The organism is Nonomuraea sp. NPDC023979, assembly GCF_040639085.1.
Taxonomy (GTDB): Bacteria; Actinomycetota; Actinomycetes; order Streptosporangiales; family Streptosporangiaceae; genus Nonomuraea; species Nonomuraea ceibae.
The window spans coordinates 1-15664 of sequence record NZ_JBEZZG010000013.1 but is presented as its reverse complement, the minus strand read 5'-3'; the positions used below and the strand labels follow the sequence as shown (position 1 = coordinate 15664).

Annotated in this window: 3 protein-coding genes; all 3 read left to right on the top strand. The window is 76.6% G+C overall.

Features of this window, described 5'->3' with window-relative positions; translation table 11 throughout:
- Positions 1–46: 46 nt before the first annotated feature.
- Complete coding sequence (locus tag AB0G11_RS22975) at positions 47–8656, top strand: type I polyketide synthase (protein WP_357588043.1); 8610 nt, start codon at positions 47–49, stop codon at positions 8654–8656.
- Between the two features lie 28 nt (positions 8657–8684).
- Positions 8685–14057: a type I polyketide synthase gene (locus AB0G11_RS22970; protein WP_357588041.1), complete on the top strand. Its 5373-nt coding sequence runs from the start codon at positions 8685–8687 to the stop codon at positions 14055–14057.
- Positions 14058–14061: 4 nt separating this feature from the next.
- Positions 14062–15664, top strand: a 1603-nt coding sequence (locus tag AB0G11_RS22965; protein WP_357588039.1) for a beta-ketoacyl synthase N-terminal-like domain-containing protein, incomplete at its 3' end; no start/stop codon positions are given.

Sequence of the window (15664 nt, the reverse complement as noted above, 5' to 3'; positions counted from 1 at the left end):
GATAAACGGCGTCAATTGGACGCCCGAGGCTTGGGGTGGCGCATTGATGGGTGAGTCGGGACAGCGGAGCGAGCCGGACGCGATCGCCGTCATCGGCATGGCGTGCAGGCTGCCGCGGGCAACGGATCCGGACAGTTTCTGGAAACTCCTGCGCGATGGCGAGGACGCGGTCACGGACGCGCCCGAAGGCCGATGGCCCGAGGCGGCCGAGTACCGGCGGGGCGGGTTCCTCGACGACGTCGACGGCTTCGACGCCGCCTTCTTCGGCATCTCGCCGAACGAGGCGGCCGCGATGGACCCGCACCAGCGGCTGGCGCTCGAACTCGGCTGGGAAGCCCTCGAGCACGCCCGCGTCGTGCCCGCCGCGCTGCGCGGCAGCGCCGCCGGCGTCTTCCTCGGCGCGATCTCCCAGGACTACGCCGCCCTGCGCGACCGGGCGCCCGGCCCCGGCCGCCACGCCTACACGGGCGTCAACCGGGCGCTGATCGCCAACCGGATCTCGTACGCGCTCGGGCTGCGCGGCCCCAGCCTCACCCTCGACACCGGCCAGTCGTCGTCGCTCGTCGCGGTCCAGATGGCCGCGGCCAGCCTGCGGCGCGGCGAGAGCGACGTGGCGCTCGCCGGCGGCGTCAACCTGAACCTGCTCGGCGAGACCACCGCCGCCATCGGCGCGTTCGGCGCGCTGTCCCCCGACGGCCGCTGCCACGTCTTCGACGAGCGGGCCAACGGGTACGTGCGCGGCGAGGGCGGCGCCGTCGTCGTGCTCAAGCGGCTCGCCGACGCGCTGGCCGACGGGGACCGGGTGCACGCGGTGATCCTCGGCGGGGCCGTCAACAACGACGGCGGCGGCGAAGGGCTGACCGTGCCCAGCGCGCAGGCCCAGGAGGAGGTCATCAGGCTCGCCTGCGCCGAGGCCGGGGTGACGCCCGGCGAGGTGCGTTACGTCGAGCTGCACGGCACCGGCACCAAGGCCGGCGACCCGGTGGAGGCCGCCGCGCTCGGCGCCGCCTACGGGGCCGGGCGGGCCGAGCCGCTGCTGGTCGGGTCCGTCAAGACGAACATCGGCCACCTGGAGGGCGCGGCGGGCATCGCCGGGCTGCTCAAGGTCGTGCTCGCCGTCAAGCACCGCGAACTGCCCGCCAGCCTGCACTTCCGCACGCCGCCCGCCGCCATCCCCCTGGACGCGCTGCGCCTGAGCGTCGTCGCCGAGACCCGCCCCTGGCCGGACGGCGGCCGCCTGCTCGCGGGCGTGAGCTCGTTCGGCATGGGCGGCACCAACTGCCACCTCATCCTCGCCGAACCCCCGCCGCCCGTCCCCGGCGCGGCGGCAACCGCCGCGACCGAAGCCGCAGCCGAAGCCGGGGCCGTGACGGGAGCGGGCGATCAGGCGCCGTGGGTGCTGTCCGGGCGAGCGGAGGGGGCCGTGCGTGAGCAGGCCGCCCGGCTGGCCGCGCTCGCCGCGGACCCCGCCGTCGCGCCGGTGGACGTGGCGCTCAGCCTCGCCGCCACCCGGACGCCGTTCGAGCGGCGGGCCGTCGTCCTCGCCACCGGCCGCGAAGCCCGGCGGGACGCGCTCGCCGCCCTGGCCGAGGGGCGTCCCCACGACTCCGTCGTCACCGGCGCCGCCGTGCCCGGCGGGTGCGCGTTCGTCTTCCCCGGCCAGGGCTCCCAGTGGCCCGGGATGGCGCGCGAGCTGATCGACGCCTCCCCGGTGTTCGCCGCCCGCCTCGCCGAGTGCGCCGACGCCCTCGCGCCCTTCGTCCCGTACGCGCTGATGGACGTCCTGCGCGAGCGCCCCGGCGCGCCCGGCCTGGACCGCGTCGACGTCGTGCAGCCCGCGCTGTGGGCGGTCATGGTCGCGCTGGCCGGGACGTGGCGCGCGCACGGCGTGCACCCCGCCGCCGTCGTCGGCCACTCGCAGGGCGAGATCGCCGCCGCCGCCGTCGCCGGGGCGCTCACGCTGGGCGACGCCGCCAGGGTCGTCGCCCTGCGCAGCCGCGCCATCGCCGGCATCACCGGCAAGGGCGGCATGATGTCGGTCGCCGCCCCGCTGGACGTGGTCGAGCCCGTGCTGCCCGACGGCGTGTCCGTCGCCGCCTACAACGGGCCGCGATCGCTGGTCGTCTCCGGCCCCCGCGAGGCGCTGGCCGAGCTCGCCACCCGGCTGCCCGGGCACCGCACCAAGATCATTCCGGTCGACTACGCCTCCCACTCGCCCGAGGTCGAGGCGGTGCGCGAGGACGTGCTGGCCGCGCTCGCCCCGATCCGGCCGGTGAGGGTGGAGACGACGTTCGTCTCGACGCTCACAGGCGAGCCGATGGACACCGCCGGGCTCGACGCCGCCTACTGGTACCGCAGCCTGCGCCGCCCCGTCCGCTTCGGCCAGGCGGTGCGCGCCGCCCTGGAGGAGTGCGCGCTGTTCGTCGAGTGCAGCCCGCACCCGGTGCTGGTCACCGGCGTGGAGGAGACGGCCGAGGACGCGGGCCGCGACGTCGCCGTGACCGGCACCCTGCGCCGCGGCGAGGGCGGCGCCGAACGGCTGACCCGGTCGCTGGCCCAGGCGTACGCGCAGGGCGCACCGGTGGACTGGGCCCGCCTCTGCCCCGGCGGACGCCCGATCGACCTGCCCACGTACCCGTTCCAGCACCTGGCCCACGGCGACTCCGCCACGCCCCGCCGCACCGCGCCGGCGACGCCGGTCCCGCTGGACACGGAGCCGCAGCAGGCGGCGCCACGCGGCGGGACGTCGCGCGCCGAGGTGCGCGAGCTGGTGCTGGACACGACGGCGCGGCTGCTCGGCTACGGCGAGGCGGCGGCGGTCGAGCCCGGCCGCACGTTCAAGGACCTCGGCATGGAGTCCGCCACCGCCGTCGAGCTGCGCGACAAACTGCGCTCGGCCACCGGGCTGCGGCTGCCCGCCGGGCTGCTGTACGACCACCCCACGCCCGACCGGCTGACCGCCTTCCTGCACGGACTGCTCACCGGAGCGGAGCCGGAGCCCGCCACCGCCGCCGCTGTCACCCCGGCGCGGACCGACGACGACCCGATCGCGATCGTCGGCATGGGCTGCCGCTACCCCGGCGAGGTCGCCTCGCCCGAGGACCTGTGGCGGCTCGTCAGCACCGGCTCCGACGCCATCACCGAGTTCCCCGCCAACCGGGGCTGGGACTTCGGCACCCTGTTCGGCTCGGGCGGCTCCGGCACCAGCGACACCAGGCACGGCGGGTTCCTGCACGACGCCGACCGGTTCGACGCCGCCTTCTTCGGCATCAGCCCGCGCGAGGCCACCGCCATGGACCCGCAGCAGCGCCTCCTCCTGGAGATCTGCTGGGAGGCCGTCGAACGCGCCGGCATCGACCCGGCGGCGCTGCGCGGCTCCCCGACCGGCGTGTACGTCGGCGCGATGGCCCCCGACTACGGGCCCCGCCTGCACCAGCCGGACGGCGCCTCCGACGGCCACCTGCTGACCGGCACCGCGCTCAGCGTCGTCTCCGGCCGCATCGCCTACACGCTCGGCCTGCGCGGCCCCGCGATCACCACCGACACGGCCTGCTCCTCCTCGCTCGTCTCGATCATCCTGGCGATGCGGGCGCTGCGGCGCGGCGAATGCGCGCTGGCGCTGGCGGGCGGCGTGACCGTGATGTCGACGCCCGGCATGTTCGTCGAGTTCAGCAGGCAGGGCGGGCTGGCCCGCGACGGGCGGTGCAAGGCGTTCTCCGCGCAGGCCGACGGCACCGGCTGGGCCGAGGGCGCCGGCATGCTCGTGCTCGAACGCCTCTCCGACGCCCGCCGCCACGGCCACCGCGTCCTCGGCGTGCTGCGCGGCGGCGCCGTCAACCAGGACGGCGCCAGCAACGGGCTCACCGCCCCCAGCGGGCAGGCCCAGCGCGAGGTCATCAGGCAGGCGCTCGCCGACGCCCGGCTCACCGCCGCCGACGTCGACGCCGTCGAGGCGCACGGCACCGGCACCCGGCTCGGCGACCCCATCGAGGCCGACTCGGTCATCGCCGTCTACGGCGAGGGCCGCGACCCCGGCCGGCCGGTCTGGCTCGGGTCGCTCAAGTCCAACATCGGCCACACCCAGGCCGCCGCCGGCGTCGCCGGGGTGATCAAGATGGTGAAGGCGCTGGAGCACCGGACCCTGCCGCCCACCTTGCACGCCGCCGACCCGACGCCGCACGTCGACTGGGCCTCGGCCGGGGTCAGCCTGCTCACCGAGCCGGTCGAGCTCACGGGGGACCGGCCGCCCCGGGCCGGGGTCTCCAGCTTCGGCATCAGCGGCACGAACGCGCACGTCATCGTGGAGGCCGCCCCGCCGCCCGCCGAGCTCCCGTACGAGGAGCCGGTGGCCGGCACGGACGCCGGGCCGATCGTCTGGGTCGTGTCGGCCCGCACCGAGGCCGCACTGCGCACCCAGGCCGCCCGCCTCCACACCCACGCCGAAACCCTCATCACCCAGCCCCCCACCTCGGAACCCACCGCCGGGTTGGCCACCCCTCTGGCGGAGGCCGCCGCCCCCGCAGAGGCCGCCACCTCCGCGGACGTCACCGCCCTCGTGAAGGCCGCCACCTTCGCGGACGCCGACGTCCCCGCTGGTGAGTCCGCCGACGCGGTCGCGGGTGGTGTGATCGGGGTGTTGGTGGATGCGGGGCGGACGCTGGCGCGGCGGGCAGTGTTCGCGCACCGGGCCGTGGTGGTCGCCGCGGACCCGGACGAGCTGCTGGCCGGGCTCGCCGCCCTGGCCGCCGGGACGCCGCACGCCGCCGTCACCAGCGGCGTCGCGCCCGCCGAGGCCAAGCCGGTGTTCGTCTTCCCCGGCCAGGGCTCCCAGTGGGCCGGCATGGCCGTCGACCTGCTGGACGGCAGCCCCGCCTTCCGCGAGCAGGCCGCCCGCTGCGACCGCGCCCTGTTCCCGTACACCGGCTGGTCCGTCATCGACGTGCTGCGCGGACGCCCCGGCGCGCCGCCGATGGAGGGCTCCGACGTCATCCAGCCGGTGCTGTTCACCGTCATGGTCGCGCTGGCCGGGCTGTGGCGCACGCTCGGCGTCCACCCCGCCGCCGTCGTCGGCCACTCGCAGGGCGAGATCGCCGCCGCGTGCGCCGCCGGGGCGCTCTCTCTGGAGGACGCCGCCCGCGTGGTGGTGCTGCGCAGCCGGGCGCTGACGAGGCTGGGCGACAAGGGCGGCATGCTCGCCGTGTCGCTGCCCGCCGACCGCGTCGGCGAGCTGCTGGAGCCGTTCGCCGGAAGGCTGTGGCCGGCCGTGTTCAGCGGGCCGTCCAGCACGGTCGTGGCAGGCGACGCCGGCGCGCTCGACGAGTTCGCCGCCGCCTGCGGCGACGCCGTGCAGACCCGCCGCGTCGCCATCGGTTACGCCGCCCACACCCCGCACATCGACGAGCTGCGGGAGGAGATCCTGCGCGTCCTCGACGGGGTACGGCCCCGCGACACCGAGGTGGCGTTCTGCTCCTCGTACGCGGGCGAGTTCATCGACCCTGGCCTGCTCACGGCCGAGTACTGGTTCACCGGGCTGCGCAACCCGGTCCGGTTCCAGCAGGCGATCGAGGTGGTGGCGGCGGCGGGCACGCCGGTGTTCGTCGAGGCCAGCCCGCACCCGGTGCTGACCGGCCACGTCCAGGACACGCTCGCGGCGGCCGGCGCGCCCGGCGGCGCCACGGGCACGCTGCGGCGCGGCGACGGCGGCGCGCCGAGGCTGTTCAAGGCGCTCGGCCAGGCGTGGGTGCTCGGCGCGGGCGTCGACTGGGCCGCCGCGCTCGGCACGGCCCGCCGCCACCACGAGGCTCTGCCCGGCTACCCGTTCGAGCGGGCCCGGCACTGGCTCACCGCCCCCTCGGGCGGCTCGGGGGAGCTGTTCGGCCTCGCCGCGCCGGGCTCCGGGCATCCGCTGCTGGGCGCCGTGCTGCCGGTGGCCGCCGACGACGGGTTCCTGCTGGCCGGGCGGCTGTCCGTGCCGGCCGTGCCGTGGCTGGCCGACCACGCGATCGACGGCGGCGTCCTGCTGCCCGGCACCGCCTTCGTCGAGCTGGCGCTGCAGGCCGCGGCCGCCGCCGGCTGTGACGCCGTCGAGGACCTGACCCTGGAGGCGCCGCTGCCGCTCCCGGCGGAGGGCGCGGCGCACGTGCAGGTCAGCGTGTCGGGGCCGGACGAGCAGGGCCGCCGCACCCTGACCGTGCACGCCCGCCCGGCGGGCGACGCCGACGCCCCCTGGACGCGCCACGCCACCGGCCTGCTCGGCCCCGGCGCCGGGGACGCCCCCGAGCGGCTGCCCGGCTGGCCGCCCGAGGCGAGCCCGATAGGCCTGGACGGCCTCTACGAGCTGCTCGCCGAGCGCGGTTACGCGTACGGTCCCGCGTTCCAGGGGCTGCGGGCCGCCTGGCGCGACGGCGGCGACGCGTACGTGGAGGTGGCACTGCCCGAGCAGGCGCGCGCCGACGCCGGCCGGTTCGTGCTGCACCCGGCGCTGCTGGACGCGGTGCTGCACCTGGTGGTGCTGGAGTCGGCCGACGACCCGTCGGCGCTGCTGCTGCCGTTCTCCTGGAGCGGCGTGCGCGTCACCGCGCTGGGGGCCGAGACGGTGCGCGCCCGGATCACCGACCTGGGCGACGACCGGATCGCGCTGGCGCTGTTCGACGGCACGGGCGCCCGGATCGCCGCCGCCGAGCTGGCCCTGCGCCGCCTGCCGCGCGGCGCGGCCCGGCCCGCCGTCGGGGCCGCCGGGCACACGCTGGACTGGACGCCGCTGCCCGAGCCGTCCGCGGCCGGGGCCGGTGGCTGGGCGCTCGTCGGGTACGACGAGGCCGCCGACGAGCTGGCGGCCGAGCTGGAGCGGGCGGGGATCGCCGCGCCGCGCCACTACGACCTCGCCTCGCTGGCCGGCATGAACGCGGGCGGCGTGCCCGCCACCGTGCTGGCTCCTGTCCACGTGGACGGCGACGACCTGCCGTACTCGGCGCACGACGCGCTGCGCGAGGTCCTCGACCTGGCGCAGGGGTGGCTGGCCGACGAGCGGTTCGCCGGGTCGCGGCTGGTGTTCGCCACCCGGCCGGGCGGGCCGGGGACGGCCGCCGTCTGGGGCCTGCTGCGGTCGGCCCAGTCCGAGCACCCGGGCCGCTTCGCCCTGGCCGAGATCGCGCCCGGCTTCACCGCCTGGGAACGCCTCGCCGCCGCCGTCGCCTCCGGCGAGACCCAGCTGGCCACGGCCGGCCAGCAGTTGCTGGCGCCGCGCCTGACCCGGCAGGAGCTCACCCAGGGAACATTGCCCGAAATTTCGGGACCTGTGCTGGTGACCGGTGGCACGGGTGGTCTGGGGGCGCTGGTGGCCCGCCGTCTGGTGACGGTTCACGGGGTACGGGATCTGCTGCTGGTGTCGCGGCGTGGTGAGGCCGCTCCGGGGGCCGGTGAGCTGGTGGCGGAGCTGGAGGGGCTGGGCGCCCGGGTCACGGTCGCCGCCTGCGACGTGTCGGACCGCGACGCGCTGGCCGCCCTGCTCGCGGACGTGCCGCCGGCCGGGGTCGTCCACACGGCGGCCGTGCTCGACGACACCGTCCTGGAGGGGCTGTCCGGGGCTCGGCTCGACGCGGTGCTGGCGCCCAAGGCCGACGCGGCCTGGTACCTGCACGAGCTGACCCAGGATCGCGAGCTGTCCTTCTTCGTGCTGTTCTCGTCGCTGGCCGGGGTGCTGGGGAACGCCGGCCAGGGCAACTACGCGGCGGCGAACGCGTTCCTCGACGCCCTCGCCGCCCACCGGCGGGAGCTGGGCCTGGCGGCGGTGTCGATCGCCTGGGGCCTCTGGGACACCGAATCCGGAATGTCGGGCGGCCTGTCGCAGGCCGACGTGGCCAGGCTGGCCCGCGCGGGCATCGCCCCGCTCACCGTGGACCAGGGCCTCGACCTGTTCGACACGGCCCTGACCAGCTCAGAGCCGCTGATCGTGGCCGCCCGCTGGGACACCGCCGGGCTGCGCGCCCGAGCCGAGGCGGGCGACCTGCCGCCCATGCTCCGCGGCCTCGTCCGCACCCCTCGGCGCGCGACGGCGGCGGCGAGCCCGGCGGCCGTCGCCGGACCCGGCGGGCTGACCGAGCGGCTGGCCGGGATGGCCGAGGCCGACGGCCGCGCCCACCTGGTCGAGCTGGTCCGCTCGCACGTCGCCGCCGTCCTGGCCCACGGCAGCCCCGAGGACGTGGACGTCGACCGGGCCTTCAACGAGCTGGGCTTCGACTCGCTCACCGCCGTCGAACTGCGTAACCGGCTCAACGCCGACGCCGGGCTCCGGCTGCCCGCCACGCTGGTCTTCGACCACCCGACCGTCACCGCGCTGGCCGCCTACCTGTTCGGCGCGCTGGCGCCCGAGGCGCCGTCGGCCGAGGACACGCTGCGGGCCGCCGTGGACCAGGCCGAGTCGATGCTGCGGACGGCCAACGGCGAGGCGGACGCCATGCGCGGCCAGCTCGTCGCCATCCTGCAGAGCGCTCTCACGAGGATCGGGGCCACCAGCGCCGTCCCCTCCGCCGACCCCGCCGGCACCGGCGGCGCGGCGGAGATCGGCTCCGCATCGGACGAGGAGATCTTCGCCCTGATCGACAACCGGGCGATGACGTCCCCCCTGTCTATGGAAAGGCCAGAACGTGGCGAATGACGAGAAACTCCGTGCCTATCTCAAGCGTGTGACCGTCGAGCTGGCGGAGACCCGCCGGCGGCTGGCCGACGAGGAGGGCCGCCGGCACGAGCCGGTGGCGATCGTCGGCATGGCCTGCCGTTTCCCCGGCGGGGTGACGGGCCCGGAGGAGCTGTGGGACCTGGTGGCGTCCGGGGGCGACGCGATCACCGAGTTTCCCGCCGACCGGGGCTGGGACGTGGACGGGCTGTACGACCCCGACCCGGAGGCGTCCGGGAAGTCCTATGTGCGACACGGCGGGTTCCTGCACGACGCGGGGGAGTTCGACGCGGGGTTCTTCGGGATGAGCCCGCGCAGCGCGCTGGCGACGGATCCGCAGCACCGGCTGTTCCTGGAGTCGTGCTGGGAGGCGCTGGAGCGGGCCGGGATCGACCCGGGCACGCTGCGCGGCAGCCGCACCGGCGTCTACGCGGGCAGCATGTACGAGCTCTACTCCACGCGCTTCCTCGACCGGGTGCCCGAAGAGGTCGAGGGCAGCCTGCTCACCTCCAGCACGCCGAGCGTCCTGTCCGGGCGCGTCTCGTACACGCTGGGGCTCGAGGGGCCGTCCATCACCGTGGACACGGCCTGCTCGTCGTCCCTGGTCGCGCTTCACCTCGCCACGCGCGCCCTGCGCCAGGACGAGTGCACGCTCGCGCTGGCCGGCGGCGTCACCGTGATCGCCGCGCCGGACATCTTCGTCGAGTTCTCGCGGCAGCGGGCGCTGTCGGCGGACGGGCGGTGCAAGTCGTTCTCGGCCTCGGCGGACGGGGCGGCGTGGTCCGAGGGCGTGGGCGTGCTGGTGCTGGAGCGGCTGTCGTCGGCGATCCGCAACGGGCGGCGCGTGCTGGCCGTGATCCGGGGTTCGGCGGTCAACCAGGACGGGGCCAGCAACGGGCTGACCGCCCCCAGCGGCCCCGCCCAGGAACGCGTGATCGGCCAGGCCCTGGCGGACGCGCGGCTCGACACGCGGGACGTGGACGCCGTCGAGGCGCACGGCACCGGGACCCGCCTGGGCGACCCGATCGAGGCCGGGGCGCTGCTGGCCACCTACGGCCGGGGCCGCGCCGACGACCGGCCCGTGTGGGTCGGCTCGATCAAGTCCAACATCGGCCACACCCAGGCCGCCGCCGGGGTGGCCGGAGTGATCAAGATGGTGCAGGCCATGCGCCACGAGGTGCTGCCGCCCACCCTGCACGTCACCGAACGCACCCCGCACGTCGACTGGGAGTCCGGGCGGGCCGAGCTGCTGACCTCCGCCCGCGCCTGGCCCTCGGGGGAACGGCCGCGCCGGGCCGGGATCTCCTCGTTCGGCATCAGCGGCACCAACGCCCACCTCATCATCGAGGAGGCCCCCGCCGCCGAGCCCGCCGCCGAGCCCGCCGCCGAGCCCGAGCCCGAGCCCGAGCCCGGGCCCGTGACGCCGGAACAGGTCGCCTGGCCGATCAGCGCCCGCAGCCCCCGGGCCCTGCGCGCCCAGGCCGCCCGGCTGCACGCCGCCGTCACCTCCGGCGAGCCGCCCCGGCCCGCCGACGTGGCGCGCACCCTCGCCGGACGCGCCGCCCTCCCGCACCGCGCCGTCGTCCTCGGCCCCGACCACGCCGCCCTCACCACCGCCCTCGCCGCGTACGCCACCGGCACACCCGCCCCGGCCGCGCACGCCAACGGGACCGCGGTCCCCGCCGCGCACGCCAACGGGAGCTCCGCAAGCGGCGGGCCCGCCGGGGCGGCCGTGGTGGAAGGGGTGGCGGGGGAGCAGCCGAGGACGGCGTTCCTGTTCACCGGGCAGGGCGGGCAGCGGGCCGGGATGGGCCGCGAGCTCGCGGCGGCGTCGCCCGTGTTCGCCGCCGCCCTGGACGACGTGTGCGACGCGCTGGGCCCGTACCTCGACAGGCCGCTGCGGGACGTGATGTGGGCCGAGCCCGGCAGCGCCACCGCCGCTCTGCTCGACAGGACCGCTTACACGCAGCCGGCGCTGTTCGCCTTCGAGGTGGCCGCACTCAAGCTGCTCGCCTCGCACGGCGTGCGGCCGGACGCGGTCGCCGGGCACTCGGTGGGCGAGTACGCCGCCGCGTACGCCGCCGGGGCGTGGTCCCTGGCCGACGCCGCCCGCCTCATCGCCGCGCGCGGCCGGCTCATGCAGGAGCTGCGCGAGCCCGGCGCGATGGTGGCCGTGGAGGCCACCGCCGAGGAGGTCGCCGGGTCGATCGCCGGGCTGGAGTCGCGCGTGAGCGTCGCCGCCGTCAACGGCCCCGCCGCCGTGGTCGTGTCCGGCGCCGAGCGGGAGTGCCTGGCCGTCGCCGAGCAGTGGCGGGCCCGGGGCCGCCGCATCCGCCGCCTGCCGGTCAGCCACGCCTTCCACTCGCCGCTGATGGAGCCGATGCTGTCGGCGTTCGCCGCCGAGCTGGCGGGGGTGACGTTCGGCAGGCCGCACACCACGGCCGTCCCGGGAGCGGGCGGCACGTGGGCGAGCACCTCCTACTGGCTCGACCAGATCACCGGGCCGGTGCTGTTCCGGGCGGCGATCTCCCGCCTGGAGGACGAGGGCGTCGGCGTCTTCGTGGAGGTGGGGCCGCAGGCGGTGCTGTCCGGGATGGCGCACGACTGCGTCACCCGCGAGGACGCCGCGATCGTCCCCCTGCACCGCCGCGACCATACCGAGGCCGACGGGCTCGCCGGCTGCCTGGCCCGCGCCTGGACGGCGGGGGTGCGCGTGGACTGGCCCGCGCGGGCGGCGGGCGGCCGGCTCGTGGACCTGCCGACGTACGCCTTCGAGCGCGAACGCTACTGGCTCGCCCCGCCCGCGCCCGCCGCCGACCTGGCGGCGGCCGGGCTGCGCGAGGCCGGGCACCCGCTGCTGAGCGCGGCCGTCGACCTGCCCGAGGACGGGCCCGTGGTGCTGACCGGGCGCCTGTCGGTGGCCACGGCGCCCTGGCTGGCCGGGCACGCGGTGTCCGGGACGGTCGTGCTGCCCGGGGCGGCGCTGGCCGAGCTGGTCCTGGAGGCGGCCGGGCGGGTGGACTGCGACGCGGTCGAGGAGCTGGTGTTCGAGTCGCCGCTGACGCTGCCGCCGGAGGGCGGGGTGGCCGTCCGGGTGGTCGCCGAGAGCTCCGACGACGCGGGGGCCAGGCCGGTACGCGTGTACTCGCGGCCCGCCGGTGACCCGGACGCCGACTGGACCCGCCACGTGTCCGCCACCGTCACGGCGGGCGGCGCCCCGCAGGCGGCCGCGTACCCGTGGGCCGGGACCTGGCCGCCGGAGGGCGCCGAGCCGGTCGAGGTCGAGGGCGGTTACGAGCGGCTGGCCGAGCGCGGTTACGAGTACGGCCCGGCCTTCCAGGGGCTGCGCGCGGTGTGGCGGCGCGGCGACGAGCTGTTCGCCGAGGTCGCCCTGCCCGGCGACGTGGACCCCGCGGGGTTCGGCATCCACCCCGCGCTGCTCGACGCGGCCTTCCACCCGCTGCTCGTCGCCGGGGACGACGAGAGCGTGCGGCTGCCGTTCGAGCTGCGCGGCCTGCGGCTCCTCCATCCCGGCGCGGACCGGCTGCGGGTGCGCCTGACCGGCGCGGGCGGCGACGAGTGCGCGCTGGAGGCCGCCACCCCGGCGGGACAGCCGGCGCTCTCCTTCGCCTCCCTGCGCGTGCGGGCGGTCCCGTCCGGGACGCCGGCCGGGCCCGCGCAGGCGGTGTACGCCGTGGAGTGGTCCGAGACGCCGCCCGGCAGCGGCGTGGCCGAGGCCGTCGTCATCCCGTGCGTCACCGACCGTCCCGGCGACGTCCCCGCCGCCGTCCGCCGGCTCACCCAGCAGGTGCTGACGGCGATCGGCGACGCGCGGATGGCCGAGTCGCGGCTGGCGTTCGTCACCCGCTCCGGCGACCCGGCGGGCGCCGCCGTGTGGGGGCTGGTGCGCGCGGCGCAGGCCGAGCAGCCCGGCCGGTTCGTGCTGGCCGAGGTCGAGGACGGCCACGCCGACTGGGGCAGCCTGGCCGCCGTCGCCGAGCCCCAGGTACGGGTCCGCGACGGCAGGGTGCTGGCCCCGGCCCTCGTCCGCCGCAAGCCCGAAACCCGCCCATTGCTGGAAATTTCGGGGCCTGTGCTGGTGACTGGTGGCACCGGTGGTCTGGGCGCGCTGGTGGCGCGCCGTCTGGTGACGGTTCACGGTGTGCGGGATCTGCTGCTGGTGTCGCGGCGTGGTGAGTCCGCTCCGGGCGCCGGTGAGCTGGTGGCCGAGCTGGAGGAGCTGGGCGCCCGGGTCACGGTCGCCGCCTGCGACGTGGCCGACCGCGACGCCCTGGCCGCGCTGCTCGCGGACGTGCCCCTGGCCGGAGTCGTCCACACCGCGGCAGTCCTGGACGACGCGCTGATCGAGAGCCTGACCCCCGAACGCATGGACGCGGTGCTGCGCCCCAAGGCCGACGCCGCCTGGCACCTGCACGAGCTCACCCGCGACCGGGACCTGTCCTTCTTCGTGCTGTTCTCGTCGCTGGCCGGGGTGCTGGGGAACGCCGGTCAGGGCAACTACGCGGCGGCGAACGCGTTCCTCGACGCCCTCGCCGCCCACCGGCGGGAGCTGGGCCTGGCGGCGGTGTCGGTCGCCTGGGGCCTGTGGGACACCGCATCGGGCATGTCGGGCGGCCTCTCGCAGGCCGACGTCGCCAGGCTCGCCCGTACCGGCATCGCCCCCCTCACCGTCGACCAGGGCCTCGACCTGTTCGACACCGCGCTCACCAGCCCCGACCCCCTCGTCGTCGCCGCCCGCTGGGACACCGCCGGGCTGCGCGCCCGAGCCGAGGCGGGCGACCTGCCGCCCATGCTGCACGGCCTCGTCCGCACCCCCCGCCGCACCGCCAAGCCCGCCGGCGTGGCCGAGCTGATGTCCCGGCTCGCCACCCTCACCAGGGACGAGGCGCTGCGCCTGCTCACCGAACGGGTGCGCGGCCACGTCGCCGTCGTGCTCGCCCACGGCAGCCCCGACAAGGTCAGCGTCGACCGCGCCTTCAACCAGCTCGGCTTCGACTCCCTCACCGCCGTCGAACTGCGCAACCGGCTCAACGCCGACACCGGCCTGCGCCTGCCGCCCACGCTCGTCTTCGACCATCCGACGATCAGCTCGCTCGCCGAGTACCTGTTCAGCACCCTCGCGCCCGCGCCGCCCTCCCCGGAGGAGACCCTGCGCGGCGCGCTCGAACGTGTGGGATCCATGCTCACCAGCGCCACGGGCGACGGCGAGGCCATCCGCAGCAAGCTCGTCGCGGTGCTGCAGAGCGGCCTGGCCAGGTTCGGCGCGGCTCCGGACGGCGCGGGCCGTCCCGACACGGTGATGGACAAGATCGATTCCGCTTCCGACGAGGAGATCTTCGCCCTCATCGACAACGAGATGTGACGCCATGACCGAGACCGGAAGGGCCAGACCGATGGGGACCGAGGACAAGCTCCGCGCCTACCTCAAGCGCGCGACCGTCGAACTGGCGGACACCCGCAGGCAACTCGCCGACGAGGAGGGCCGCCGGCACGAGCCGGTGGCGATCGTCGGCATGGCCTGCCGCTACCCCGGCGGGGTGACGAGCCCCGAGGAGCTGTGGGACCTGGTGGCGTCCGGGGGCGACGCCATCACCGAGTTCCCCGCCGACCGGGGCTGGGACCTGGACGGCCTCTACGACCCCGACCCCGAGGCCGCGGGCAAGTCGTACGTCAGGCACGGCGGCTTCGTCCACGACGCCGGGGAGTTCGACGCGGGGTTCTTCGGCATGAGCCCGCGCAGCGCCCTGGCGACGGATCCGCAGCACCGGCTGTTCCTGGAGTCGTGCTGGGAGGCGCTGGAGCGGGCCGGGATCGACCCGGGCACGCTGCGCGGCAGCCGCACCGGCGTCTACGCCGGATGCATGTACGAGCACTACTCCACCCGGTTCCTGGAGCTGGCCCCCGGCTCGGTCGAGGGCACCCTGTTCACCTCCAGCGCCTCCAGCGTCCTGTCGGGGCGCGTCTCGTACACGCTCGGGCTGGAAGGCCCCAGCCTGACCGTCGACACCGCCTGCTCCTCCTCGCTCGTCGCCCTGCACCTGGCCGTGCAGTCGCTGCGGCGCGGGGAGTGCGCGCTCGCCCTGGCCGGCGGCGTGACGGTGATGGCGTCACCGGTGCCGTTCATCGAGTTCTCGCGGCAGCGGGCGCTGTCGGCCGACGGGCGGTGCAAGTCGTTCTCCGCCTCGGCGGACGGGGCGGCGTGGTCCGAGGGCGTGGGCGTGCTGGTGCTGGAGCGGCTGTCGTCGGCGATCCGCAACGGACGGCGCGTGCTCGCGGTGATCCGCGGATCGGCTGTCAACCAGGACGGCGCCAGCAACGGGCTGACCGCCCCCAGCGGCCCCGCCCAGGAACGCGTGATCGGCCAGGCCCTCGCCGACGCCCTGCTGGACACCCGCGACGTCGACGCCGTCGAGGCGCACGGCACCGGCACCCGCCTGGGTGACCCGATCGAGGCCGGGGCGCTGCTGGCCACCTACGGCCGGGGCCGCGGCGAGGGCCAGCCGGTGTGGGTCGGCTCGGTCAAGTCCAACATCGGCCACACCCAGGCCGCCGCCGGCGTCGCCGGAGTGATCAAGATGGTGCAGGCCATGCGCCACGGCGTGCTGCCGCGCACCCTGCACGTCACCGAGCCCACCGCGCACGTCGACTGGGAGTCCGGCGGCGTCCGCGTGGCCACCGAGGAGGTCGCGCTGCCCGCCGACCGCCCGGCCCGCACCGGCGTGTCCAGCTTCGGCGTCAGCGGCACCAACGCCCACGTCATCCTCGAAGCCGTCCCCGCCCCCACCGGCACGCCCGCCACGACCGGCGAGCCGCTCGTCTGGACCGTGTCCGCCAAGACCGAGACCGCCCTGCGCGCCCAGGCCGCCCGCCTGCGCCGCTACGCCGCCACCGCCACCGACGCCGACCTGCGCGCCACCGGCCGCGCCCTGGCCCGCCGCGCCGCGTTCGCGCACCGCGCCGCCGTCGTCG